The organism is Halomonas sp. JB37, from assembly GCF_002332255.1.
GTDB classification, from domain to species: domain Bacteria; phylum Pseudomonadota; class Gammaproteobacteria; order Pseudomonadales; family Halomonadaceae; genus Vreelandella; species Vreelandella casei.
The window spans coordinates 3,542,893-3,568,919 of the sequence record NZ_NRGW01000001.1 but is presented as its reverse complement, the minus strand read 5'-3'; the positions used below and the strand labels follow the sequence as shown (position 1 = coordinate 3,568,919).

18 protein-coding genes are annotated in these 26,027 nt (G+C 55.5%); 15 read left to right on the top strand and 3 right to left on the bottom strand.

The annotated features are described in order from the left end of the window. Window positions 1-9 precede the first annotated feature (9 nt). Both CIK78_RS16550 and CIK78_RS16545 read left to right on the top strand, forming a co-directional pair. Window positions 10-522, top strand: coding sequence for a DUF1850 domain-containing protein (locus CIK78_RS16550; RefSeq protein ID WP_096282005.1), 513 nt, complete (start codon window positions 10-12; stop codon window positions 520-522). A 32-nt stretch (window positions 523-554) separates the two neighbouring features. Continuing rightward, on the top strand, window positions 555-2,573 hold the full coding sequence (locus tag CIK78_RS16545; protein ID WP_096282004.1) for a TRAP transporter permease: 2,019 nt from the start codon (window positions 555-557) through the stop codon (window positions 2,571-2,573). Between the two features lie 113 nt (window positions 2,574-2,686). Here CIK78_RS16545 and CIK78_RS16540 read toward each other — a convergent pair whose 3' ends face one another. Then, entirely contained in the window at window positions 2,687-5,215 is a 2,529-nt protein-coding gene (locus CIK78_RS16540) for a PBP1A family penicillin-binding protein (protein ID WP_096282003.1), read from the bottom strand. A gap of 190 nt (window positions 5,216-5,405) precedes the next feature. Between CIK78_RS16540 and pilM the strand changes: the two genes are divergently transcribed. The 13 genes from pilM (at window position 5,406) to eno (ending at window position 22,438) form a co-directional block, all read left to right on the top strand. Next, entirely contained in the window at window positions 5,406-6,383 is a 978-nt protein-coding gene (gene pilM / locus CIK78_RS16535) for a type IV pilus assembly protein PilM (protein ID WP_096282002.1), read from the top strand. Between the two features lie 16 nt (window positions 6,384-6,399). Next, the gene (locus CIK78_RS16530; RefSeq protein ID WP_225734354.1) at window positions 6,400-6,933 is read left to right on the top strand and encodes a fimbrial assembly protein; all 534 of its coding nucleotides are present in this window, start codon (window positions 6,400-6,402) and stop codon (window positions 6,931-6,933) included. Further along, window positions 6,930-7,589, top strand: coding sequence for a type 4a pilus biogenesis protein PilO (pilO, locus tag CIK78_RS16525; protein WP_096282000.1), 660 nt, complete (start codon window positions 6,930-6,932; stop codon window positions 7,587-7,589). The genes CIK78_RS16530 and pilO overlap by 4 nt, the downstream gene beginning before the upstream one ends. Continuing rightward, entirely contained in the window at window positions 7,586-8,149 is a 564-nt protein-coding gene (locus tag CIK78_RS16520) for a pilus assembly protein PilP (protein ID WP_096281999.1), read from the top strand. The genes pilO and CIK78_RS16520 overlap by 4 nt, the downstream gene beginning before the upstream one ends. Window positions 8,150-8,265: 116 nt before the next feature. Further along, a complete protein-coding gene (gene pilQ / locus CIK78_RS16515; RefSeq protein ID WP_096281998.1) occupies window positions 8,266-10,260 on the top strand; it encodes a type IV pilus secretin PilQ in 1,995 nt (664 codons plus the stop codon). Next, window positions 10,260-10,844, top strand: a complete 585-nt coding sequence (aroK, locus tag CIK78_RS16510) for a shikimate kinase AroK (protein ID WP_096281997.1) — start codon at window positions 10,260-10,262, stop codon at window positions 10,842-10,844. Before pilQ ends, aroK begins: the two co-directional genes overlap by 1 nt. Next, entirely contained in the window at window positions 10,841-11,947 is a 1,107-nt protein-coding gene (gene aroB / locus CIK78_RS16505; RefSeq protein ID WP_096281996.1) for a 3-dehydroquinate synthase, read from the top strand. Before aroK ends, aroB begins: the two co-directional genes overlap by 4 nt. A 245-nt stretch (window positions 11,948-12,192) precedes the next feature. Next, on the top strand, window positions 12,193-12,444 hold the full coding sequence (locus CIK78_RS16500) for a hypothetical protein (protein WP_096281995.1): 252 nt from the start codon (window positions 12,193-12,195) through the stop codon (window positions 12,442-12,444). Window positions 12,445-12,454: 10 nt separating this feature from the next. Continuing rightward, window positions 12,455-16,897 carry a glutamate synthase large subunit gene (gltB, locus tag CIK78_RS16495; protein WP_096281994.1) on the top strand — a complete coding sequence of 1,481 codons (4,443 nt, stop codon included), beginning with the start codon at window positions 12,455-12,457 and terminating at the stop codon, window positions 16,895-16,897. A gap of 36 nt (window positions 16,898-16,933) precedes the next feature. Further along, a complete protein-coding gene (locus CIK78_RS16490) occupies window positions 16,934-18,352 on the top strand; it encodes an FAD-dependent oxidoreductase (protein ID WP_096281993.1) in 1,419 nt (472 codons plus the stop codon). Window positions 18,353-18,539: 187 nt separating this feature from the next. Beyond that, the gene (locus tag CIK78_RS16485) at window positions 18,540-20,195 is read left to right on the top strand and encodes a CTP synthase (RefSeq protein ID WP_096281992.1); all 1,656 of its coding nucleotides are present in this window, start codon (window positions 18,540-18,542) and stop codon (window positions 20,193-20,195) included. An 11-nt stretch (window positions 20,196-20,206) separates the two neighbouring features. Continuing rightward, complete coding sequence (kdsA, locus tag CIK78_RS16480) at window positions 20,207-21,082, top strand: 3-deoxy-8-phosphooctulonate synthase (RefSeq protein WP_096281991.1); 876 nt, start codon at window positions 20,207-20,209, stop codon at window positions 21,080-21,082. 66 nt (window positions 21,083-21,148) lie between these two features. After that, window positions 21,149-22,438: a phosphopyruvate hydratase gene (gene eno / locus CIK78_RS16475; RefSeq protein WP_096281990.1), complete on the top strand. Its 1,290-nt coding sequence runs from the start codon at window positions 21,149-21,151 to the stop codon at window positions 22,436-22,438. Between the two features lie 523 nt (window positions 22,439-22,961). Here eno and fdxA read toward each other — a convergent pair. Next, entirely contained in the window at window positions 22,962-23,285 is a 324-nt protein-coding gene (gene fdxA, locus CIK78_RS16470) for a ferredoxin FdxA (RefSeq protein ID WP_096281989.1), read from the bottom strand. A 153-nt stretch (window positions 23,286-23,438) separates the two neighbouring features. After that, a complete protein-coding gene (gene mutS / locus CIK78_RS16465) occupies window positions 23,439-26,000 on the bottom strand; it encodes a DNA mismatch repair protein MutS (RefSeq protein WP_096281988.1) in 2,562 nt (853 codons plus the stop codon). Window positions 26,001-26,027: the final 27 nt, after the last annotated feature.

Below are 26,027 nucleotides of genomic sequence, written 5' to 3'. Positions count from 1 at the left end.
GACACCACCATGCAGTGGCAACATCGACTGGTGGCGCTACTGATTGCATGTTTACCATTCGCCGAAGTGGGGGCTTCCCCCGCTTCGGCGACGGCGTTTATGCGATTAGCAGTGACAACCGAACAAGGCGACGTCTTGGTGGATGAAACGGTCCCTCTTGGCGGCCGCTGGTGTATTAAGTGGCAGCACTCTGTTGAGCACTTCACCGTACTTGACTGCTATCGAAATGCGGCAGGCGTGATGCAGTTAGAACGTAGCCATCAACCTGACTTCGCTGCAGGGCTTGGGCATATCTTTGGCCGTGGAGAGCAGGTCTCAGACGGTGAAGGTGGTTACTGGATTAATGCGATTGACGAGCCTGTCGCCAATAATCGCTATCTATTGAGAGTCGGCTCGCCTGCCGTCAATCATCGAGTGGTGTGGCCAGACGGCGAGCATCCTCAGGTAAGCTTGAGCGCCCTCGCCGCTGGGCAGCGCGTGACCATTCAGCTAGCCGCTCCTCACGCCTCCCCGCGTGAATAAAAACGACATTAGTTAACGCTTCCGAGGACTTCATGAACGAATCCAATCAACCGCCGACCGTAATACCAGGCGGTAATGTGATTCAACCCCGCATGGTGCTGTGGTTGATCACCATTGTGGCGGTGGGACTTTCCCTTTTTCAGCTGTATTCCGCAGGTATCCAGCCGTTAGGGTTGTTTTATCAGCGCAGTATTCACCTGGCATTGATCATGATGCTGGCATTTTTAATGTTTCCAGCCTTTGGCCCCACCAGTAAACGTGGCGTCGTTGGGTGGGGAGTTGATCTCGTATTTCTAGCCGGGGCGATCGTCACCGGCGGCTATTTAGTGTTCAACCTGGATGAGATTTTCAGCCGAGCAGGTTTTTGGAGCAGTACCGATATTCTGGTCGCCTGTATTGCGACCGTGACGGTGCTAGAAGCGAGCCGCCGCGCGGTGGGTTTCGGCATGACCGTGATCGGCTTGATTGCCATTGTGTATGCCTTTGCCGGGCCGCGGGGCGAGCTGCCGTGGCTGGGCGAGTGGATGCCGGGCATCCTGGAACATCGCGGCTATAGCATTGACCGCGTGGCTGGCCAGCTTTACTTGGGCCAAGAGGGCATCTTCGGCCTGCCGCTCGGCGTGGCGGCCACCTATATCTTTATCTTTGTACTGTTTGGCGCTTTTTTGGAATGTACCGGTGCGGGTAAGTTCTTTATAGACATGGCGTATGCCGCCACCGGTCGCCAGCGCGGCGGGCCGGCCAAGGCTGCGGTGCTAGCCTCTGCGGGCATGGGGTCTATTTCCGGCAGCGCGATTGCCAACGTTGTTACCACCGGCGCGTTTACTATTCCGCTAATGAAAAAACTGGGCTACAAAGCCAAACAGGCGGGGGGGATTGAAGCCGCGGCCTCAACCGGTGGGCAGATTATGCCGCCGTTGATGGGAGCGGGTGCTTTCTTGATTGCCGAGTACACCAATACGCCGTACTTGGACATTGTGAAAGTCAGTATTTTGCCGGCGATTATGTATTTCTCGACGGTCTATCTGTTTGTCCACATCATTGCTCTTAAGCAAGGCATGCAGGGGCTGCCGAAAGAAGAGCTGCCGCAGATGCGCCAAGTTCTGAAAGATGGCTGGCACTTCTTGCTGCCGCTAGCCGTGCTGGTCTGGCTGCTGGCGCTGAGTATGTCGCCTATGCGCGTGGGCTACTATGCGGTGGTCACCATGGTAGCCGTGGCGGTACTGCGCTATGCGCTGTGGTTTTTCTTTGTGGCGCCGAGCCAGGGTCAGCCGGTAACGTCGACGTCGATTAAAAACGTTATCCGCGCGGGATTTGCCAAGCTTATTGAAGGTTTAGAACTCGGTGCGCGCAACGCGGTGTCCGTCTCAATGGCCTGCGCGGTTGCCGGTATTATCGTTGGCGTTGTGGGTTTAACCGGTTTAGGCCTGAAATTCTCGTCGATGATGCTGGCCTTCTCTGGCGGCAATATCCTGCTCGCGCTGCTGATGGTGCTCTTGGCAAGCTTAGTACTAGGCATGGGCCTGCCGGTAACGGCGAGCTACATCGTGCTGATTGTGCTAGTTGGCCCGGCGCTTACCCAGGAGTTTGGGATCCCGCTGCTGGTCGCTCACCTGGTGGTGTTCTGGTACTCCCAGGACTCTAACGTGACGCCGCCCATCGCCTTGGCAGGTTTTGCCGGGGCGGCGATAGCCGGCAGTAAACCGATGGAAACGAGCTTCCAGGCGTGGAAGTTTGCCAAAGGGCTGTACCTGATTCCGCTGTTTATGGTGTTCAACCCGGAAATCATCATGGGTGGGCCTGTGCCCGTTGTCATCTGGAACGGCATCATCGCCATCCTGGCATTAGGTGCTTTTGCAGCGGCCTTGGAAGGGTATCTGTTTACCCGTATGTCGTGGCTACCTCGCCTGGCGATTACGGCGGCGATTATTGGCGTTTTCTATCCTAACCTGATGACCGAGATTGCCGGTGTTGTGGTGATGATTGTGGTAATTGGCGCTAACTGGCTGGCCAGTAAGCGCCAGCCGCAAGCGCCTGTCGTTAATGGCTAATAACTAATGGCGATAGCCGCAAAGACGCTGAGTAAGTAATAAAAAAAGGCCCGGAGATATTCTCTCCGGGCCTTTTCGCTATTGCGCCGTGGCGTAGGGATTATCCGCTAGCGTTAGAAGATTGACTCTGCTGTGCCTGAGCCTTGCGAGCCACTGGCTTCTTCCAGCTCGCGACTGATGCGGCGCTGCTGGTAGTCCGGCAAGTGATCACGATGGAACAGCTCGGTGAGGCCGCCTGGCTGGTCGTCAGTTAAGCGACGGCCAGTATCCGGATCAACGCGCGCAGTCACAATCGTATCAGGGCGTTCTGGCACGGCAAGCGGCGTGCCTTCCAGCGCATCACCCATGAACTCTACCCAAATCGGTAAGGCGGCACCGGCACCATACTCAGCGAGGGTTTCGTTGCTGTCTTTACCGACCCACACCGTGGTGACGAGATCGCTGTTAAAGCCCGCGAACCATGCGTCGCGCAGGCTGTTCGTGCTGCCCGTTTTGCCCACGATGTCTTCACGGTTCAGGCTTAGTGCACCGCGGCCAGTGCCCGAGGTGATAACGTCACGCAGCATGTCGCGCAGAATATAAACGGCGGCCGGGTCGGCTACCCGTTTGGCGATGGGGTATTCGCGGCCATCAATTTCTACCGTTTCCTGATCCTCTGCACAGCTTGGGCAAGCCACTTGAGGCGTCGCTTCATCAATCAATTCGCGATCATCGTTGCGGGTAACGCGTTCAATAAACCAGGGCGCCACTTGGAAGCCGCCATTGGCAAGAACGGCGTAGGCGTTGGTCATCTCCATGGGCGTTAAGCTCGCGCTGCCTAGCGCTAAAGCCAATCCGTGTGGCAACCGGCCTGGCGCAAAACCGAAGCCTTCCAAGTAGTTAATCGTGTGATCTAAGCCCATCGTCTGCAGGACGCGGATAGTCACTAGGTTGCGTGAACGAGCCAGCGCAGGGCGTAATCGCATCGGCCCTTGGAAGTCTCGGCTAGAGTTCACCGGGCGCCATAAAGAGTTGCTGCCGTCGTCGAGTACTACCGGCGCGTCATTGACCACGCTTGCGGCATTCATTTCGCCATCTTCAAGGGCCGCCAAATAAATGAATGGCTTGAAGATAGAGCCTGACTGGCGCTGAGCCTGTACCGCGCGATTGAACTTGCTGGCGTTAAAGTCAAAGCCACCTTGAAGCGCGAGAATCGCGCCGGTGCGCGGGTCTTGGGCGACCAGCGAGCCTTCGGCATCCGGGCGTTGAGAAAGACGCAGTGAGCCATCTTCATTCTTAATCACGCGAATCATGTCGCCACGGACGGCAATTTGATCCGCCGAGCTGGGTTCTGCCCCACGGCCGCGTGGGCTAAGGTACTTTTGTGCCCAGCTTAAACCCGCCCATGGGACCGTTTGTAGCCCGTCGTTGCGGGTAAGTACTTTCATTTCCCGGCCGCTGCTTTCTACTACGATGGCGGGTTTCAGCAGGCCGTAGTTGGGCGTGCGTTCAAGTACTTGAACCCAGTTACTGACGTCGCCATCAATCCCTTCGACTTCCGTTTGGCTACGCTGGGCGGCCTGGCGGGCGGTTTGACGAATTTCGGGTGACTCAGAAAGCTCCTCTTCAAGGCCTTGAGTTGCGGTTTGCTCTTGCGCTTCGACTAAGCTGGCAGCAATTTCACGCTGCTCTGGCCCGCGCCAGCCATGGCGCAGGTCATAGGCGGTCAGACCATCGGCGAGTGCTTTTTGAGCAAAGGGCTGTAGCTCGCTATTAATAGTGGTGTAGATGCGGTAGCCGCCGGTATAGGCGTCATCGCCAAAGCGCTCAACCGCGTACTGACGCGCCATTTCTGAAACGTAGTCAGCATCAACTTCGGTTTGCGTGTAGTGACGGCGGGCAGTCACCGGATCCTGAACCGACGATTGATAGGTGCTCTCGTCGATATAGCCTAACTCGCGCATGCGAAAGAGAATCCAGTTGCGTCGAATAAGCGAGCGTTCTGAATTCGCCAGAGGGTTGAACGCAGAGGGCGCTTTGGGTAACCCCGCAATCATCGCCGTTTGCGCGAGAGTCAATTCAGCCAGTGGCTTGTCGTAGTAGGTTTCAGAGGCAGCTGCGATGCCATAGGCACGGTTGCCCAAGAAAATCTTGTTAACGTAAAGCTCGAAAATTTCTTCTTTGCTGAGCACTTGCTCCATTTGCAGCGCCAGCAGAATTTCACGAATCTTACGTGTAAAGGTTTGATCCAGTGTCAGCATGTAGTTACGGGCGACCTGCATGGTGATGGTCGAGCCGCCTGACTGGATAGACCCACCACTGCTAACCAGCTCCACTGCGGCCCGGGCTAAGCCACGAGGGTCGACGCCGGCATGATCAAAATAGTTGGTGTCTTCGGCAGCGACCAAGGCATTGACCATATCCTGCGGAATTTCATCGAAGTCGACCGCCACGCGCCGCTCCTCACCAAATTCGCCAATCAGCTTACCGTCTTGCGTAAAGATTCTCAGCGGAGTGTGCAGCTCAAAGTCCTGCAGTTGACGAACGTCGGGTAAGCCCGGCGCAAAATAAATAGCCGCAGCCACCACGGCCAGCACGGTGGCGCCGACCAATGACACGATGAGAAAAAATAGCGACACAATAAGGGTTCGAAGAAACGTCATGAACAAAGAGCACCCTGGAGAGAATAAAAAGATCGGCGTTTGAACGGCCGCATCATGTAATTGGCTGCCATTATAGGAAGCTGAGGCGGCGGCCACCAGTGTTGATATGTTGTAAGTTCGTTCGCGTGAGTCTTAATTAAAAATAAGGTAACCTCGATTCACGTGATCAGCAGGTGGAGCTTGACCTACTATGCGCTTTATGAAATCCGATAAAGGGTTGATCGGTATAGACATTACGTCGGCGAGTGTAAAACTGCTGGAGCTAGCGCAGTGCCGCGGTAGTTACCAAGTAGTCAGTTATGCCGTTAAACCGCTGCGCGAAAGTACGATAATTGAACGTCGTATTCGTGACATTAATGACGTTACCAGTACGCTGAAACGCGCTTTAGACCATGCGCAACCCCATACGCGTCAAGCCGCCGTCGCCATTCCTGCGAGTGCGGCCATCACTAAAACGCTGAGTTTTCCTATCGAGCTGCGTGAAGACGAGATAGAAGAACGCATTATGGCCGAATACGACCGCCATGTTCCTTTTCCGTTCAATGACGTTGCTTTTGATTTTAAATGCCAGGGCCCTGCGCCGCTTGATGAAGGGCAGCAGCAGGTGGGCCTGGTGGCCTGTCGCCAGCGCGACGTTATCCAGCTTGCTGAGACGTTAGAGCGCGTAGGTCTTGAGCCTGCGGTTGTGGACGTTGACACCTTTGCTTTGGCGCGCTCGCTGGGTGAATTGCGTGGCCAAGCGCACGCAGGTGATTCAGCTGGCGATGCTGGTGTGGCCTGTATTGGCGTCGTCGATATTGACGCTGCAACGCATGTTTTTCACGTCTTGCATGGCCAGCATGTTGTCTATAGCCGCAGTACGGCGTTTGACGATAGGCCGCTAACTAGCCCTTTACTCGAAGCCATTGCTCAGCAGGTTATGCGCGCCTTACAGCGCTACCACATAAAGGCGCATCAGCAGCCAATACAACATATCGTTTTGGCCGGTGTATCAAGCGTCATGCCTGGCCTGGCTGAACGTATTGCTAACCATAGCGGTACGCCGGTCACCATCGCTAATCCCTTTCAGCACATGCAGGTCAATAAACGTTTAAATCTTCAAGCCCTGATGAATGATGCGCCGACGATGCTAACCGCCGGTGGCTTAGCGATGAGGGTGAATCAATGAGAGTCTGCCTGTGAAGATGGCTATTAATCTGCTGCCTTGGCGGCAGGCACAGCGTGAGCGGCGAACGCGACAATACTATGTCGCTGTGGCGGTCATGCTGCTAGTAGGCGTGGTGATTGGGCTGCTCATTTCTCAATTTTATCAGCTTAAGCTGGCCGCTCAGCAGCAGCGCAACGCGCTTATTAGCAGCCACATTGAGCGTCTGCATGCGGATATTGACAGCGTATCGCGCGTGGAGCGCGATGCTGCGCGGCTAAACGAGCAAATAGCCGTTTTTCAAGCGCTGCAGTCTACGCGCACCGATACCGTGCACCTGTTTAATAACGTGGCGAATAGCGTCGTGAGCGGCGTGGTCTATCAGCGGCTCTCGAGAAGCGATAATAGCATCAGCGCAACGGCGGTTGCGGGCAGCGCCCGGCAGGTGTCCGAGCAGCTTCGTCGTATTGCCGCACTATCGGGCTTGGGCGTGCCAGTGCTTTCGGCGCTGGAGAGTGAGCAGGACGGCGCGGGCCGCGTGTTTCATTTCGACGTTGAACAGGCGGCGCTATGAGTTTTCAGCGCGACCACTGGGCCATTGAATGGCAACGCTTGCGCGAGATTGACTGGCGAGGGTTAGACGTCAAAGAAGCCGGTAACTGGCCGTGGCTATTAAAGGTTTTGAGCTGCGGTGTAACGCTGCTAGTGGCGTTGGGCGTGATGCTATGGCTAACGGTGAGTGAACAGCGCGATGCCTTCATGGCCGCGCAGCGCCAGGAAGTCCGGCTGTTAAGTGAATACCGCAGCCGAGTGTCTGAAGCCGCCTTCTTGCCGGAACGGCGTGACCAGTTGGCCGTCTTAGAAGCGCAGGTGGCGCACTTTCACACGATGCTTCCCCGCGATGCGGAAATCCCCTCACTGCTCGATAGTATCAGTGATGCCGCGGCGGATAGCCGCCTGATAATTGACACTATCTGGCTGCGCCCTGCGTTGGAGCAGCCGCACTATATAGAGCAGCCGCTGGATATTCAGGTGCGCGGCGGCTATCACCAGCTGGCGCGTTTTATCGCCGATATCGCGTTACTGCCACGCATGGTAACCCAGCATGACTTCACCTTGGCGCCCGTTGAGGGGCACGGCGATATGCTGCAGCTGTCGCTCCTTGCCCGCACCTATCGCTATCCCGAAAACAGTGTTCAGCCACTGGATGAGGGGGCCGAAGTGCTATGACGCCAAGGCAACAGCAGCGACTTGTGAAGCATGCCGCGCCGATGGTGATGTTGTTGAGTTCAGCGGCCTTGCTGATGGGGTGTGTGGAGCCTGATTTAGACCCATTGGCCCAGACGCTGTCTGATATCCGACAGTCGCCGGTAGGCGAGCCGCCATCAATAAGCGTGCTAGAGCCTGAAAGCGCTTCGTTAGACTACTTATATAGCAATCAGCGCAGCCCCTTTTTGGTGCCACAGGCGACAGCTGAGGATGGCAATCAGCGCAGCGGCCGTGTGCAAGCGCCGAACCCACAGCGTGCCTCGCAGCCATTAGAGCAATTTCCTCTGCAAGAGCTTCATCTGGTGGGCACGATGGCAATGGCGGGGCGCCGAGTAGCGTTAATTGCATCGCCCGATGGCGCCGTGACCAGTGTTAAAGAAGGCGACTACATGGGCACTAACGATGGGCGAATTGCACAAATAGACGTGCAAGCACTGTATCTCACCGAACAGGTGCTTACTCAGCAGGAAGGTTGGCAGGAGCGACAGGTATCGCTCGTCATTATCGAAGACGACTTGTAACTGGATAATAGCTTATGACAGTGACCGCTTGGCGACGAAGATTCTTTGCGAAGATAGCCGCACGCTTGCCTCCGCTATTGGCTTCATTATGTATAGCAATAGGCGCATCCGTATCGATGGCGTTGCCTTCATGGGCCGCTGGGTCGGTGTTGACCGATATCGACGTGCTGCCTGCGCAAAGCGGAGGGATTAACGTTGATCTTTATTTCTCCGGCGGCGTGCCCGAGCTGCGCAGCTATCGTTTAACGGCGCCACCTCGGGTCACGCTTGATTTGGCCGCTACGCAAAATGGACTCGCCCATCGGCGTGTTGACGTGAATCGCGCTGGCATTGAGCGGATCGTCGCCCTGGAAGGCAATGGACGAACGCGTCTGGTCGTTAATCTGCGCGAGGCGCAGAGTTTCACTTCGAGCGTGCTGGAAGATCGTCTACGTATTCGCTTTGAGGCTGACCCTCATGGCGCTAATAGCGAAGCTGCCGCGGCGCTTGAAACCGACGAGGGGCCGCATATAGAAAACATTGATTTTCGACGCGGCCAGGACGGTGCCGGTCGGCTCATTGTTACCTTTGATCGTGAAGATGTTGACGCCAGCGTGGTTGAAAATAGCGCACAGGCCGTGCTCGTTGAGCTGCCCGGTGTCTCCCTCCCTGACGCACTGAATCATATCTACGATGTCACTGATTTTACCACTCCAGTCACGCGCATTACGCCTCGATCAGAGCCGCGCAGTACCCAGCTAGTGATCGCAACGGAGGGGGCTTTTGCGATGATCTCCTCGCAAAAGGGGCGCACGTTGACGGTCGATGTACAGCCGGGCAGCCAAGCGCCGCCTTCTGCTCAAACGCAAGAGAAGAGCTTTGACGGCGAACTGCTGAGTCTTAATTTTCAAGATGTTGAGGTTCGCTCAGTGTTAGCGACGCTGGCCCAGTTTACCGGCCTTAATCTGGTCACCAGTGATAGCGTGGCCGGACGCGTGACGCTTAATTTAAATGATGTGCCTTGGGATCAGGCGCTGGCGCTGATTTTACAAACCCAAGGGTTGTCGAGCCGTGAGCAGGGCAATGTGATATTGGTAGCGCCCGCTCATGAGCTGGCTGACTTAGAGCGCCAGGCGCTGGAAGCTCGCCATCAGCGTGAAACGCTGTTGCCACTGGTGACCGAGTTTATCGAAATTAAATATGCGCGGGCCGACGATTTGGCTCAGCTGTTAAGCGGGGGCGGAAGCGACGGCTTCGGGCTGCTGACTGAGCGTGGTCGGGTGAGCGTTGATCATCGAACCAATACGCTGTTAGTGCAGGATACCGCAGCGCAGGTGCGCGATATTGCCCGCACGATTGATCGCTTGGACGTCGCCGTTCGTCAGGTGCAAATAGAAGCGCGCATTGTTATCGCGCGGGACACCGCGTCGCGTGAACTTGGTATTAACTGGGGTATGTCGAGTACGCGAGGCTTTCAACAAGGCGATGATGGCGCATTTCGGCGGCGAAATATTAATCCCAATAACATTAACCGGGCGCAGGGCGGTCTGGCCGTTGACTTAGGGACGGCATCAGGGCGTGGCACCGGCTTTAGCTTTGGCTATTTGTCGGGCGATATTTTGTTGGATCTGGAGCTACGCGCCCTGGAAAGTGAAGGTAAAAGCCAGACTATTTCGCAGCCTAGAATTATTACCGCCAATCAGCGTACTGCCAGGATCAGCCAGGGTGAGGAACGCGCTTTCCAGCGCGTAGATGGCAATGACAATCTGGACACTGAGTTCAAAGAAGCCGAGCTTTCACTGGAAGTCACCCCGCAAATCACGCCGGATAATCGCATTATTATGGATCTGGTGATCAAAAATGATAGCTTTCGTGAATCAGAATTTGGCGGTGAGCCGCCGATTGATACCAATCAAATTGAAACCCAAGTATTGGTAGATAACGGCCAAACGGTGGTGTTAGGCGGTATTTTAACGACAGAAGAGCTTCGCCAAATTGCCAAGACCCCGCTCTTGGGCGACATTCCTTTGCTGGGTAGACTGTTTCGCTATACCGAAGAGAGCAATGAAAAGGTAGAGTTGTTAGTCTTTATTACTCCACGACTCCTTGACGATGGCTTGACGGTTCGCTGATGCAGGATTTACCTAATCTATTTCTTATTGGCCCCATGGGGGCTGGCAAAAGCACTATTGGTCGCCTGCTGGCGGCCGAATTGTCGCGCCAATTTTATGACAGTGACCACGCTATACAGGATCGGTGCGGGGCGGATATCCCGTGGATTTTTGATGTCGAGGGCGAACAGGGCTTTCGCCTGCGAGAAATCCATATGATTGATGAGCTGACCCAGCTTTCTTCCGTGGTTGTCGCCACTGGCGGTGGCGCGGTGCTGCGCGAAGAGAACCGCCGGACACTGCGTGATCGAGGTACGGTCGTTTATCTACTCACGACCGTTGATCAGCAGCTCAAACGCACGGCGAAAGATCGCAATCGGCCGTTGTTGCAGTGCGCTAATCGTGAGCAGGTGCTCATCGATATGTTTGCGCAGCGTGATCCGCTTTACCGAGCGACCTCGGATATTGCCGTGCGCACAGACCGGCGCAGCCCCCGGGCGGTGGTGAATGAAATATTGCGACGGGTATACCGGTTGGTTGATCCCTTGGAGCCATCACCCGTCAATCACACTGCTGAAACGCTTAACCATAAGGTATTTCCATGACCGCTACTGTCGATGCACGGCGTACGCTTCACGTTGACTTAGGTGAACGCAGCTATCCCATTCATATCGATACGGGGCTCATTGGGCGCGCCGATGCTTTGACGCCCTATTTGGCCGGTCAGCAGGTTATGGTTATCACCAATGAGACGATCGCACCGCTGTATCTAGACAAGCTCTGCGCTAGCCTGCCTGATGATGTCGAGGTGCGCACGCTGGTGCTGCCGGATGGCGAACAGTACAAAACCATTGAACACGTCAGCCGGATTTGGGATGCGCTATTGGAGGCAGGCTTTAATCGCCGCTGCACTCTGGTGGCGCTAGGCGGCGGGGTGATTGGCGATATGGTGGGCTATGCTGCCGCTTCCTATCAGCGTGGCGTCGCGTTTATTCAAGTGCCGACCACGCTACTTTCCCAAGTGGATTCGTCGGTAGGGGGCAAAACGGGCGTTAACCATCCGCTGGGCAAAAACATGATTGGCGCTTTCTGGCAGCCTAAAGCGGTGCTGGTAGATATCGAGTCGCTGAAGAGTTTGCCGCGTCGTGAGCTGTCGGCAGGGCTTGCCGAGGTCGTTAAATATGGGTTTATCCGTGACGAAGCCTTTTTAAGCTGGCTGGAAACCAATATGTCGGCGCTGCTGGATGTCACGCCCGATGTCATCGCCGAAGCCATCGCACGCAGCTGCCAAATCAAAGCGGATATCGTTGCCGAAGACGAAACCGAGCAGGGTGTGCGTGCACTACTGAATCTAGGCCACACCTTTGGCCATGCTATTGAGGCGCATCAAGGTTACGGCAACTGGCTTCACGGTGAGGCAGTGGGCACGGGTATGGCCATGGCCGCGACGCTTTCCAAGCAGCTAGGTTGGATTGATGAGGCGATGCTTGCCCGCAGCCTGGCGGTCATTGAACGCGCGGGGCTGCCGTTAACGGCACCGGCGAACATGTCCAGCGAAGACTTTTTAACGCGCATGCGGCTAGATAAGAAAAATATCGATGCCAAGCTGCGCCTGGTGCTGCTCAATAGCCTGGGCGATGCCTGCGTCAGTGACGCCACGCCGATGTCGGTATTACAAGCACTGCTGGATGACTATCCGCGCCGTTAGGTGGCGAAAGTAAGTGCATCAGTAAGTAAACAAGTAAGAACGTAAGCTCGTAAAGCCCGCCTTCCATTGTCGCTCTCTAAGCTAAGCGGCGATGAAAGGCGGGCTTTTTGGTGTTCGCTTCCCAGTCAATTAACGGTTTTTAAGGTAATCGGCATGCCTTATGCGCTATCGGCATGGGCTGAGCAAGCATTTTGAGACTAAAGTCTAATGGTGGTTATTTATCGTTTAAATACCGTTGTACGCACTTGCAAGTATTTGAAGTCTATGTATTTTTTCCTGAAGCGGTGATGCAAGCTCAGGATTTGAAAAGAGTTTTTCTAGCATCGGCTGCAAGTGGCGATTGCGCAAATAGGGTGCGAATCGCTATGCTGGCCGACCATTTTGTTTCAGCAGCGAAGGTGGGAAGCATCTCTTTTGGGGCGGGTAATAAACATTATAAAAAAAGCAAAACCTGCCTTTTTACCACATGCAAGCTGCTAAAAAAAGACCCTGACTAGAGGCGCGCCCATGAATAAAGGTCTTCACCAGCCTGGCGAATTTCGCGATAACTGTGGTTTTGGCCTGATTGCCCATATGGAAGGGCAGGCTAGCCACGACTTGTTGAAAACGGCCATTGAATCGCTGACCTGCATGACCCATCGCGGCGGTATCGCGGCCGATGGAAAAACCGGCGACGGCTGTGGTCTGCTCATTAAAATGCCTACGCCATTTATGCAGGCGCTTGCTAAAGAGGCATTTGATGCTGAGCTGGGCGAGAAATTTGCCGTTGGGGTGATCTTTCTACCTAACGATGACGCCCGTGAAGCGCATGCCCGTGACACGCTAACTCGCGAGTTTGAAGCGCGTGGGCTTAATGTATTGGGTTGGCGCGATGTGCCTACGGACGCCAGCGTTTGTGGGCCGATGGCGCTCGACTGCCTGCCGCGTATTCGTCAGCTATTTGTGCAGCCAGGCCAGGGCGAGCACTTCGACGTTGATCTGTTCATGGCTCGCCGCCGTGCCGAGCAGGCACTGCGCGACGAAGAAGATTTCTATGTTGCTTCGCTCTCGTCGGAAGTTGTCTCTTATAAGGGCTTGGTGATGCCGGAAGATCTGCCGGCGTTTTATCAGGATTTAAATGATCCGCGTTTAGAAACGGCTATTTGCGTGTTTCACCAGCGCTTTTCGACCAACACCGCGCCACGCTGGCCGCTGGCGCAGCCGTTTCGCCTGTTGGCGCACAACGGCGAAATCAACACCATTGAAGCCAACCGTGGCTGGGCAAACTCGCGTAAAGCGAATTTCGCTAACGAGCGCCTTCCTGATATCGCTGAGCTGGATGAAATCGTTAACACCGTCGGCTCTGACTCCTCCAGTATGGACAACATGCTGGAAGTGCTGCTGACCGGCGGCATGGAGCTGCACCGCGCGGTGCGGATGATGGTGCCACCCGCTTGGCAAAACGTAGAGACGATGGACGCCGAGCTGCGCGCCTTCTACGAATATAACTCGATGCACATGGAGCCGTGGGACGGCCCTGCTGGCGTGGTCATGACCGACGGCCGCCAGGCCGTCTGCATGCTTGACCGTAACGGCCTGCGCCCAGCGCGCTGGGTGATTACCAAGAATGGCTATATCACGCTGGCATCGGAAATTGGCACCTACGGCTATAAGCCGGAAGACGTGGTCGCCAAGGGCCGCGTTGGCCCTGGGCAAATGCTGGCGGTGGATACGCAAACCGGCGAAGTGCTGCATACGCAGGATATCGACGACCGGCTGAAGTCGGCCTATCCGTACAAACGTTGGCTTAAACAAGAAGCTAACTATCTAGAGTCGGCGCTGACCGAACTTGCGCGCTTCCAGACCATGGATACCGCCGCGCTTAACGTTCAGCAGAAGCTGTTCCAGATCAGTTTCGAGGAGCGCGATCAGATACTGCGCCCGCTGGCAGAAACTGGCCAGGAAGCGGTGGGTTCAATGGGCGACGATACCCCCATGGCGGTATTGTCGAGCCGTCCTCGCCTGCTGACAGACTTTTTCCGTCAGAAATTTGCCCAGGTCACCAATCCGCCAATCGACCCGCTGCGCGAAGCGATCGTAATGTCGCTGGAAACCTGCTGCGGCGCTGAGCTTAACGTCTTTAAAGCGACGCCCGAGCACGCGCATCGTTTGATTTTGACCACGCCGGTGCTGTCGCCACGTAAATTTACCGCGCTGGTCACCCAGGAAGACCCCGCTTTCGCCAGCCACACGCTTTCGCTGGGTTATGACCCCGAGCAGCAGAGCCTTCATCAGGCGGTTAAAGCGCTGTGTGCAGAAGCAGAAGCGCAGGTACGCGCTGGCAAAGTGATTTTAGTGCTTACCGATGCGGAGCTGGCGCAAGGGTTGATTCCTATCCAGGCCGCTTTGGCGGTCGGTGCCGTGCATTCTCATTTAGGTCATTTGGCGCTACGCCCCAATGCCAACATTGTGGTGGAAACCGGCTACGCCCGCGATGCTCACCAGATGGCGGTGCTGTTTGGTGTGGGCGCCACAGCGGTGTATCCGTGGCTGGCGTATCAGGTGATGGCTGATATGCATCGCACCGGCGAGCTGACTGGGAACCCGGCAGATGGCCGCGAAAACTATCGTAAGGGATTGCAGAAAGGCCTGTTTAAAATTCTTTCCAAGATGGGCATCTCGACGCTGGCTTCCTACCGTGGCTCGATGCTGTTTGAAGCAGTGGGGTTATCTGACGAAGTGATGGACCTGTGCTTTGTGGGCATGGCATCGCGCATTCAGGGCGCTGGTTTTGCTGAGCTTCAGCTGCAGCAGGCGCTGTTGGCGAAAGACGCTTGGATTCCCCGGAAGGGCATTTCTCAAGGCGGCATGTTCAAGTATGTCCATGGTCACGAATATCACGCCTACAACCCTGATGTCGTGATGTCGCTGCAGCAGGCGGTTCAAGAGGGCAGCTACGCTAAGTGGAAGAAATTTGCCCAGCTGGTGAACGAGCGTCCGGTAGCGACTATTCGTGACTTGCTCAAGCTTAAGCCATCAGAAACGCCGATTGCGCTTGATGAAGTAGAACCCGTTGAAGACTTGCTGCCACGCTTTGACAGCGCGGGCATGTCGCTGGGTGCGCTCTCACCAGAGGCGCACGAAGCGCTGGCTCAGGCCATGAACGAAGCCGGCGGCCGCTCTAACTCGGGCGAAGGCGGTGAAGACCCTGAGCGCTATGGCACTATCCGCAGCTCCAAAATCAAGCAGATCGCCTCCGGTCGTTTTGGCGTTACCCCGGCGTATCTTGTGAATGCGGAAGTACTGCAGATCAAAGTTGCCCAGGGCGCGAAACCCGGTGAAGGCGGCCAGCTGCCCGGTGGTAAGGTCAATGCGTTGATCGCTCGCCTGCGCCACGCGGTGCCTGGCGTTACGCTCATTTCACCGCCGCCGCACCACGATATTTACTCGATTGAAGATTTGGCTCAGCTGATTTTCGATCTTAAGCAGGTCAACCCAGAAGCTCAGGTATCGGTGAAGCTGGTATCCGAGCCGGGTATCGGGACTATCGCCACCGGCGTTGCCAAGGCCTACGCCGACCTGATTACCGTATCGGGCTATGACGGTGGCACTGCCGCGAGTCCCTTAACGTCGATCAAGCATGCCGGTTCTCCTTGGGAGCTTGGCCTGCCGGAAGTGCATCAGGCGCTGCGTATCAACGGCTTGCGGGATAAGATTCGCCTGCAAACCGATGGCGGCCTAAAAACGGGGCTGGATGTCGTTAAAGCGGCCATTCTGGGGGCAGAAAGCTTTGGGTTTGGCACCGCGCCGATGGTGGCGCTGGGCTGTAAGTACCTGCGTATTTGTCACCTAAATAACTGTGCGACCGGTGTGGCTACGCAGGATGACTTCCTGCGTGGCGAGCACTTCCGTGGCACCGTGGATATGGTGAAAAACTATTTCCGCTTTATCGCAGAAGAAGCGCGTGAGCTGATGGCCGAGCTAGGCGTGCGCAAGCTTACCGATTTGATTGGGCGCACTGACCTGCTCGAAGTGCTGGAAGGCAATACGGCTTCTCAGCGCAAGCTCGATCTTACCCCGCTGTTGGCGAATGACTTTGTGCCTAAAGATGCGCCGCAGTTCTGCAGGGTAAGCCGTAACGTGCCACATGATCCCGGCGCCAAGAACCAAGAGGTGCTGGCCGCGCTGAAAGACGCCATTGAGAACCGTTCGGGTGGTGATTTTAATTTCACCATTACCAACTGTGATCGCAGCGTAGGCGCGCTGTCATCGGGTGCGATTGCCAAGCGCTACGGCGATGAAGGGTTGGAGTCCGCGCCGGTGACCGCGAATTTCGTCGGTGTAGCGGGGCAGAGCTTTGGGGTGTGGAACGCACGGGGTTTGAATCTCTACCTCGAAGGCGATGCCAATGATTATGTCGGTAAAGGCATGAACGGCGGCAGTATCGTGATTATCCCGCCGAAAGTGAGCCAGTTTGAGAGCCATAAGACGGCCATTATCGGCAATACCTGCTTGTACGGCGCAACCGGCGGCACGCTGTTTGCAGCCGGCACGGCAGGCGAGCGCTTTGCGGTACGTAACTCCGGCGCGTCAGCGGTCATTGAAGGGGCTGGTGACCACTGCTGCGAATACATGACCGGCGGCTTGGTCTGTGTGCTGGGCGAGACCGGGGTGAACTTCGGTGCCGGCATGACCGGTGGGTTTGCCTATGTGCTCGATGAAGATCGCTCCTTCGTCGATAAGTACAACCATGAGCTGGTCGAAATTCATCGCGTCACCACAGAGGTCATGGAAGCGCATCGCCGCCATCTGCGTGAAACGATTGAAGGCTATGTGGCCGCAACCGGTTCCGCACGTGGCGAAGCCATCTTGGAAGACTTCAGTGACTACGCGCGCCACTTCTGGTTAGTGAAACCGAAAGCGGCCAGTTTGGGCAGTTTATTGGATCAGTCTCGGCGTCAGCCGCAATAACCCGATTATGCCGCTCATGCTGACAGGAGAGAGATCATGGCTAACCGTTTAAATAATGATTTTCAGTTTATCGATGTAGGTCGTAAAGACCCGCAGAAGAAAGACGCGCGCGTTCGTGCCAAAGAGTTCGCGGAGATTTACGAGCCGTTCAAGCCTTCCGATGCGGCCAGCCAGGCGCACCGTTGCCTACATTGCGGCAACCCTTACTGCGAGTGGAAGTGCCCGGTGCACAACTACATTCCCAACTGGCTACAGCTGGTGGTAGAAGGCAACATTATTGAGGCTGCGGAGTTGTCGCATAAGACTAACTCGCTGCCTGAAGTGTGTGGGCGCGTATGTCCGCAGGACCGCCTGTGTGAAGGCGACTGCACGCTGAATGATGGTTTCGGTGCGGTGACGATTGGTTCGGTGGAGAAGTACATCACCGATACCGCGTTCGCCATGGGCTGGCGCCCAGATATGTCTAGCGTCACCTGGACCGACAAAAAAGTCGCTATTGTGGGTGCTGGCCCTGCCGGTTTGGGCTGTGCCGATATTTTAGCGCGTAACGGCGTTAAGCCGGTGGTGTTTGATAAGTATCCCGAAATTGGTGGCCTGCTGACCTTTGGTATTCCTGAGTTCAAACTGGAAAAAAGCGTCATGGAGCGCCGTCGCTCGGTATTTGAAGAGATGGGCGTTGAGTTTCGTCTGAATACCGAAATCGGCACCGATATCGAGTTTGAAACGCTGCTGCAGGATTACGATGCGGTCTTCCTTGGTATGGGCACCTATAAGTACATGCAAGGCGGCTTCCCAGGTGAAGATCTGCCGGGCGTGTATAAAGCGCTCGATTTCTTGATTGCTAACGCTAACCGCTGCTTAGGGTTCGAAAAAGATCCGAGCGACTATATCTCGATGGAAGGCAAGCGAGTGGTCGTGCTGGGCGGCGGCGATACGGCGATGGACTGTAACCGCACCTCGATTCGCCAGCGCGCTGATAGCGTTATCTGTGCCTATCGCCGTGACGAAGGCAACATGCCGGGTTCGCGCCGTGAAGTGGCGAATGCCCGAGAAGAGGGCATGGAATTTTTGTTCAACCGCCAGCCGGTGGCTGTGGTGGGCGAGGAGAAGGTCGAGGGCGTAAAGGTTGTGCGCACGCGACTGGGCGAGCCGGATGAAAACGGCCGTCAGCGCCCTGAAGTGGTGCCGGGCTCTGAGGAAATCATTGCCGCCGACGCCGTCGTCATTGCTTTTGGTTTCCAGGCAAGCCCTGCGCCGTGGTTCGGTAGTGCCAATATTAACGTCGATGAGCGTGATCGCGTGACGGCGCCTGAGCACGGCCAGTACGCCTTCCAAACCAGCAATGAGAAAATCTTTGCCGGTGGTGACATGGTGCGCGGCTCTGATTTGGTGGTCACTGCGATTTATGAAGGTCGTCAGGCTGCAGAAGGCATTTTGGATTACCTGGGCGTGTAATTCGTCTTTATCCAGGCTGAGCGGGGCCATATTGGCCTCGCGACTATCCCGGCATCGCTATGTGCAACGATCCATTGGCTATCTTCGGCAGTTCAAATTGAGCCTGGAGGCGTAATCTGCTAGTCTGTCGACCCATCCTGGCGTGGCTTTCTGCCGTGCCTTCTGATCACGTTTCGACAGGTTATCCATGACACGATATATCTTCGTGACCGGCGGCGTTGTGTCCTCTCTTGGCAAGGGCATCGCCTCCGCCTCGCTAGCGGCGATTTTAGAGGCCCGCGGCCTTAAGGTCACCATGCTCAAGCTCGACCCGTACATCAACGTGGACCCGGGCACGATGAGCCCGTTCCAGCACGGTGAGGTGTTCGTCACAGAAGATGGCGCCGAAACCGACCTTGATCTTGGCCATTATGAGCGTTTTATTCGCACCAAGATGACCCAGCGCAACAACTTCACCACGGGGCGTGTTTACGAGCACGTGCTGCGTAAAGAGCGCCGTGGCGATTATTTAGGCGGCACCGTTCAGGTGATTCCGCATATTACCGATGAGATTAAAGCGCGCGTTTATGCCGGCGGTGAAGGCTTTGATGTGGCGCTGGTAGAAATCGGTGGCACGGTAGGCGATATCGAATCGCTGCCTTTCCTTGAATCGATTCGCCAAATTCGTAGTGAACAGGGCGCCAACCGCGCGCTGTTTATGCACCTAACGCTGGTGCCCTACATCAAAACGGCGGGCGAGACTAAAACCAAGCCGACCCAGCACAGCGTTAAAGAGCTGCGTTCTATCGGTATCCAGCCGGATATCCTGATTTGCCGCAGTGAAGTCGAGTTGGAAGAAACCGAGCGCCGCAAGATTGCGCTGTTCACCAACGTCGAAGAGCGTGCGGTAGTGCCGCTGCAGGATGCCGATACGATCTATCGCATTCCGCTGATGCTCCACGAGCACGGTTTGGATGAGATTGTCTGCGACAAGCTACGCCTGGAAGCGCCCGAAGCCGATTTGTCTGAATGGGTGAAGGTGCTGGACGCTAAGCTCAACCCGCTCAAGTCGGTCAGCATCGCCATGGTAGGTAAGTACATGGAGTTGCTGGATGCCTACAAGTCGCTCAACGAAGCGCTGATTCACGCTGGTATCCAGGGGCGCATTAAGGTCAACGTCGATTATATAGATTCTGAAGATATCGAGCGTCACGGCACTGAGCGGTTAGCGGGCAAAGATGCCATTCTCGTGCCGGGTGGCTTTGGCGAGCGCGGCGTTGAAGGCAAAATACTGGCCGCCCAGTTTGCGCGTGAAAATAACGTTCCTTACCTGGGTATCTGTTTGGGTATGCAGGTGGCCGTGATTGAATTCGCGCGTAATGTGGCCGGCTGGAAAGACGCTAACTCCACCGAGTTTACCCACGACACTCAGCACCCTGTGGTGGGGCTGATTACGGAGTGGCTAACCCCGGAAGGAAAAATCGAGCTGCGTGATGCGGCGTCTGATTTAGGCGGCACCATGCGTTTGGGTGGCCAGATATGCCACCTGGCTTCTGGCACGAAAGCACGCGAAGCCTACGGTTCAGACGAAATTGTTGAACGCCACCGCCATCGTTTCGAAGTGAATAATCAGTTTATTGATGAGCTTGAAAAAACAGGCTTAGTGATCTCAGGTAGAAGCGTGGATCAGTCGCTGGTTGAAGTGATTGAGCTGGCGGATCATCCTTGGTACGTTGCCTGTCAGTTCCATCCGGAGTTCACATCTACCCCGCGCGATGGCCACCCGTTATTCTCGGGTTTTGTGAACGCGGCGTTAGAGCATAAAACAGCGCGTAGCCGCGCCCATGCCCATTCTCAGGAATAAGGGAGAGCAGCATGTCTTCTCAGAATCTGTCTAGCGATGGGTTGCAAGAGCGCCATATTAACGTTGCCGGCCTAACCGCCGGCAATTCATTGCCGCTGATGCTGCTGGGCGGCATGAACGTGCTGGAGTCCGCTGAGCTTGCCGACGAGGTGGCCCAAGCCTACGTAACGGTCACCCGGAAACTGGGCATGCCCTACGTTTTTAAGGCCAGCTTTGATAAAGCCAACCGCAGCTCGATTCACTCTTATCGCGGCCCGGGGCTTGAGAAAGGGCTGCAGATTCTGGCCGATATCAAAGCACGTTATAACGTGCCCATTATCACCGATGTGCACGAAGCTTGGCAGGCCGAGGCGGCGGCGGAAGTGGCCGATATTATCCAGCTTCCTGCATTTTTGGCTCGCCAAACCGATTTGGTGGTTGCCATGGCCAAAACCGGCGCGGTGATTAATATTAAAAAGCCGCAGTTTCTGGCGCCCCATGAAATGCGCCATATCCTGAGTAAATTTCAGGAAGCAGGCAACGACCAACTGATGCTCTGCGAGCGTGGCTCAAGCTTTGGTTACAACAACCTGGTTGTTGATATGCTGGGCTTTGGCGATATGAAGCAAACCGGGTACCCGGTGTTTTTTGATGTGACTCACGCGTTGCAGCGCCCCGGTGGCCGTGCCGATAGCGCGGATGGTCGTCGCGCTCAGGTAGCCGAATTAGCTCGGGCAGGCGTGGCTGTCGGCCTTGCTGGGCTGTTTTTGGAAGCACACCCTGATCCTGATAACGCTAAATGCGATGGCCCCTGTGCGCTACCGTTGGATCAGCTAGAGCCGTTCTTAACTCAGCTTGCGCAGTTAGATGCGCTAGTCAAGGGGTTTGAGCCGCTAACGATTCGCTAGCAATCGCTATGCTAGGTAGAACGTCGTTTTAATCATTTTATCTGACTTACAGTAAAGGACACTGCTATGACCAAGATTGTTGCTATCAGTGCGTTGGAAGTGCTTGATTCGCGTGGTAATCCGACCGTACAGGCGCAGGTGCGCCTTGCCAGCGGCGCGGTCGGTGAAGCCTGTGCTCCTAGCGGTGCCTCCACCGGATCACGTGAAGCGCTAGAGCTTCGCGACGGCGATAAATCCCGCTATTTGGGAAAAGGCGTGCTGAAAGCAGTTGACGCGGTCAATAGCAAAATTGGTGATGCGTTGCTGGGTATGGACGCACGCGATCAGCGCGGTCTAGATGACGCCATGCTGGCCTTAGACGGCACTGAAAATAAGGCCAACCTTGGTGCTAACGCGATTCTTGCTGTGTCGCTGGCAGCCGCTAAAGCGGCAGCTAACGCCAAGGGCGTACCGCTGTATGCCCACATTGCCGAGCTTTACGGTCAGCCGGGCCAGTACAGCATGCCGGTGCCGATGATGAATATTATCAACGGCGGCGAGCACGCCGATAATAATGTCGATATTCAAGAGTTTATGGTGCAGCCCGTAGGCGCGCCTAACTTTCGTGAAGGGCTGCGCATGGGCGCGGAAATTTTCCACGCGCTGAAAAAAGTGCTCTCGGCGAAAGGGCTTTCCACAGCCGTTGGCGATGAGGGTGGCTTTGCGCCTAATCTTGCGTCTAACGCCGATGCGCTGGCTATCATTAAGCAGGCAGTGGCGGATGCTGGCTACTCTTTGGGTACTGACGTTACGCTGGCGCTGGACTGTGCGTCGTCTGAGTTCTATAAAGACGGCCAGTACAACCTTTCTGGTGAAGGTAAGAGCTACGACGCCGAAGGTTTTACTAACTATTTGGCCGGCCTGTGCGCCGATTATCCGATCGTTTCTATTGAAGACGGTATGGATGAATCAGACTGGGCTGGTTGGAAAGCGCTGACCGATAAGCTGGGCGATAAAGTGCAGCTGGTGGGCGATGATCTGTTTGTGACCAATACCAAAATCCTCAAACGCGGCATTGATGAAAAGATTGGCAACTCGATTCTGATCAAGTTTAATCAGATTGGCTCGCTTTCCGAGACATTGGATGCCATTAAAATGGCGCAGGATGCGGGTTTCACTGCGGTCATTTCTCACCGTTCAGGTGAAACGGAAGATACCACTATTGCTGATTTGGCGGTGGGAACCTGCGCAGGCCAGATTAAAACGGGTTCGCTATGCCGTTCTGACCGGGTGGCTAAATATAATCGCTTGCTGGTCATCGAGGCTGAGCTTGGCGAGGTTAGCTACCCTGGCCTAAAAGCGATTAAAGGCCAATAAATCGCTGAAATTGAGCGAAATATTAGGGTGTTTGTAAGAGATGTCTCAAAATTTTGTAAGAGATGTCGTACAAATTCCGACGAAAATCGCTCTGGTTAGGGTAAGAAAATACTACATTTGCCGCTAGCTAAAACTTAAGCTATTGTTTTTTAAATTATAATCGTTGAAAGGCGAGTCGATATGACTCGCCTTTTTGCGTTATGGTCATGTTGAGAAGCCGCCGAGATCTGCCACAATGCGATCAGGACAAGGGGAGGCAGGGATGCTTTAGGCAGGATGCAATAGGATGAAAGATCGGAGGCGCCTGGTAATTAGTGGAGTGATTACTGGCAAGGACGTTTTCCGAGAGGGGTGTGACCTAGGGAGTGGTCAGAGGAAGTGCTTGGAGTGGGCGGCCTAAGGGTCGCCTTTTTTTATGCCTGACCCTGCCTATATTGCACTGCCTATATGGGCCCCAGCTCAGAATAAAAAAACCAGCGTAGCCGCTGGTTTAACAAATGCTAGGTTAAGAAAAATGCTGCGCTCAGCGCTCTAGTTTTTCCATCTTGCCTGGCTTGCCGTCCCATTCTTCAGCATCGGGTAGCGCATCTTTTCTTTCGGCTATGTTCGGCCATACATCTGCTAGCTCAGCGTTAATCTCAATAAAGGCCTCTTGCCCTTCAGGCAACTCATCTTCTGAGAATATCGCTTCGGCGGGGCACTCGGGCTCACACAGTGCGCAATCAATACACTCATCCGGATGAATAACCAGAAAGTTCGGGCCTTCATAGAAGCAGTCGACCGGGCAGACTTCCACACAGTCGGTGTATTTGCACTGGATGCAGTTCTCGGTAACGACAAACGTCATCTTGCTATCCCTCTCGCGGGACCGGATATGTCCCGGTCATGATTAATCGTGAATGGTTATAAATCAGCCGTTTTTTATAAGCTAAAAGTTTGATGACATTCTAGAGGTGCGCATACCATGCGGCAAGCGCCGCATGGTCTTCTATTGCAGCTATTAGAGCAAGTCCCGCCATTGATAAAGCAGCGCGAGGGCTTCTCGCGGCGATAAATCATCCATATCCGTCTTTTCAAGTGCCTCGATCACCGGGTGAGGTGTTGCGGCAAATAAGTCGTTTTGCTGCGGCGCAGTGCTCGGCGCCTTTGTACTGTTGCCCACATCACGATGCTCTAAGCTGACCAGCTTTTCACGGGCGCGTTTAATCACATGATTAGGAACGCCGGCTAACTGAGCCACCTGCAATCCATAGCTCTGGCTTGCAGGGCCTGCCTCTATGCGATGCATAAACACAATGCTGTCGCCATGCTCGGTGGCCGTTAAATGGATGTTGGCCACGCCGTCCATGTGCTCCGGAAGGGCGGTCATCTCAAAGTAATGGGTGGCAAAGAGCGTTAGCGCACGCCCTTTAGCCAAATGTTCGGCGCTGGCCCAGGCAAGTGATAGGCCATCAAAGGTGCTGGTGCCACGGCCAATTTCATCCATCAAAATCAGGCTTTGCTGGGTAGCATTATGCAGAATATTGGCAGTTTCGGTCATTTCGACCATAAAGGTAGAGCGCCCGCCAGCAAGATCATCCGACGAGCCAATGCGGGTGAAAATGCGGTCAAGCGGGCCAATCTCAGCGGCATCGGCGGGCACAAAGCTGCCGCAGTGAGCCAGCAGCGCAATCAGCGCGGTCTGGCGCATATAGGTCGATTTACCGCCCATGTTGGGGCCGGTAATGATCAGCATGTGCTGATCAGGCGTGAGCGTGACGTCGTTAGGTACAAAAGGCGTTTCGCTGACGTGCTCAACGACAGGGTGGCGCCCGGCTTCAATTCGTATGCCGGTGGCCTCGCTGAGCATTGGGCGAACCCAGCCTAGTGCCTCCGCGCGTTCAGCAAAGGCGCACAGTACATCTAGCTCAGCGACGGCTTGAGAGGTGCTTTGTAGCGCATGCAGGCTGGCATTGAGATCACCCAGCAGGCGGTCATAAAGCCATTTTTCACGCGTCAGCGCGCGCGATTTGGCCGACAGCGCTTTATCTTCAAACTCTTTGAGTTCCGGAATGATAAACCGCTCGGCATTTTTCAGCGTTTGGCGACGGATATAGTCGGCTGGCGCCTGCTGTGCCTGGGAGCGAGGTAACTCAATAAAGTAGCCATGCACTCGGTTATAACCGACTTTCAGGTGCGCCAAGCCAGTGCGTTCGCGCTCGCGAAGTTCGAGTTGGATCAGATAGTCGCCAGCGTTTTCGGCCATGCCGCGATGCTCGTCGAGCTCAGCGTCAAAGCCGTCAGCAATCACGCCGCCATCGCGGATCACCACGGGCGGGTTCTCGACCAGCGCACGGCTCAGCATATCGGCCATTTCTGGGTAGGGGCGAATATGCGGGCGCAGGGTGTCCAACGCACTGCCGCTCTCTACCTCACTCAATTGCTGTTCAAGCGTGGGCAGCGTTACTAGTGCGTCTCTAAGGCGTGCTAAATCTCGTGGGCGGGCGCTATACAGTGCCACGCGAGCCAGAATACGCTCGACGTCGCCGACGGCGCTCAAGGTATCGCGAAGCGGCATGTAGGCGGCATCTAAGCTGAGCAGTGCCACGCCTGCATGACGAGCCTGGACAATCTCGCGCTGGCGCAGGGGACGGTTGAGCCAGCGCTTGAGCAGTCGCGAGCCCATGGCAGTGGTGCAGGTATCCAGCACGCTGGCCAGGGTGTTGTCGCTATTGCCGCCGAGGTTGATGTCAATTTCTAAATTGCGCCGGCTGGCCGCGTCAATGACCACCGCATCATCACGATTTTCGACGCTGATCGCAGTGACATGAGGCAGTCGCGAGCGCTGGGTGTCGCGGGCGTAATCGATCAATACGCCTGCGGCAATCAGTGCGGTAGTCAAATGCGCGCAGCCAAAGCCGCGCAAATCCTGGACTTCAAACTGATCACACAGGCTGCGGGTAGCGCTGTCTATATCAAATAGCCATTCACCCTGACGACGCAGGCTGCGTTTTTGTGACCAGGCAGCCGGCAGCGTTAAGCTTTCCGGTACGAGCAGCTCAGCGGGCGATAGGCGCGTAAGCTCGGCGAGCATTTCGGCTTCGCTCTCTACTTCCAGTACGTTGAAGCGGCCGCTGGAAAGCTCAAGCCATGCCAGGCCCCAGCTATCTTTGCCGGGGGAGACGGATACCAGTACGTTGTCGCGGCGCGCATCGAGCAGCGCTTCGTCGTGGAGCGTGCCAGGGGTGACGATGCGAACCACCTGGCGATCAACGGGGCCTTTGCTGGTCGCTGGGTCGCCAATTTGCTCGCAGATAGCCACCGACTCGCCGCCAGCAACTAAGCGTGCCAGGTAGCCTTCAGCGCTGTGGTAGGGTACGCCAGCCATCGGAATAGGTTTGCCGCCTGACTGCCCGCGCTGGGTAAGCGTGATATCCAGTAACGCGGAGGCGCGTTTAGCATCGTCGAAAAATAGCTCGTAAAAATCCCCCATTCGGTAGAACAGCAGTACCTCGGGATGTTCACGTTTGATCTTTAAGTATTGCGTGATCATTGGCGTATTAGCGGGGATGGCCTGTGACATGGGCGTCCTGGTTAAGCGTAGCGTAAG

Coding starts and splice junctions, on each gene's coding strand:
- CIK78_RS16550 (WP_096282005.1), top strand. CDS start 10: ATGCAGTGGCAACATCGACTGGTGGCGCTACTGATTGCATGTTTACCA.
- CIK78_RS16545 (WP_096282004.1), top strand. CDS start 555: ATGAACGAATCCAATCAACCGCCGACCGTAATACCAGGCGGTAATGTG.
- CIK78_RS16540 (WP_096282003.1), bottom strand. CDS start 5,215: ATGACGTTTCTTCGAACCCTTATTGTGTCGCTATTTTTTCTCATCGTG.
- pilM (WP_096282002.1), top strand. CDS start 5,406: ATGCGCTTTATGAAATCCGATAAAGGGTTGATCGGTATAGACATTACG.
- CIK78_RS16530 (WP_225734354.1), top strand. CDS start 6,400: ATGGCTATTAATCTGCTGCCTTGGCGGCAGGCACAGCGTGAGCGGCGA.
- pilO (WP_096282000.1), top strand. CDS start 6,930: ATGAGTTTTCAGCGCGACCACTGGGCCATTGAATGGCAACGCTTGCGC.
- CIK78_RS16520 (WP_096281999.1), top strand. CDS start 7,586: ATGACGCCAAGGCAACAGCAGCGACTTGTGAAGCATGCCGCGCCGATG.
- pilQ (WP_096281998.1), top strand. CDS start 8,266: ATGGCGTTGCCTTCATGGGCCGCTGGGTCGGTGTTGACCGATATCGAC.
- aroK (WP_096281997.1), top strand. CDS start 10,260: ATGCAGGATTTACCTAATCTATTTCTTATTGGCCCCATGGGGGCTGGC.
- aroB (WP_096281996.1), top strand. CDS start 10,841: ATGACCGCTACTGTCGATGCACGGCGTACGCTTCACGTTGACTTAGGT.
- gltB (WP_096281994.1), top strand. CDS start 12,455: ATGAATAAAGGTCTTCACCAGCCTGGCGAATTTCGCGATAACTGTGGT.
- CIK78_RS16490 (WP_096281993.1), top strand. CDS start 16,934: ATGGCTAACCGTTTAAATAATGATTTTCAGTTTATCGATGTAGGTCGT.
- CIK78_RS16485 (WP_096281992.1), top strand. CDS start 18,540: ATGACACGATATATCTTCGTGACCGGCGGCGTTGTGTCCTCTCTTGGC.
- kdsA (WP_096281991.1), top strand. CDS start 20,207: ATGTCTTCTCAGAATCTGTCTAGCGATGGGTTGCAAGAGCGCCATATT.
- eno (WP_096281990.1), top strand. CDS start 21,149: ATGACCAAGATTGTTGCTATCAGTGCGTTGGAAGTGCTTGATTCGCGT.
- fdxA (WP_096281989.1), bottom strand. CDS start 23,285: ATGACGTTTGTCGTTACCGAGAACTGCATCCAGTGCAAATACACCGAC.
- mutS (WP_096281988.1), bottom strand. CDS start 26,000: ATGTCACAGGCCATCCCCGCTAATACGCCAATGATCACGCAATACTTA.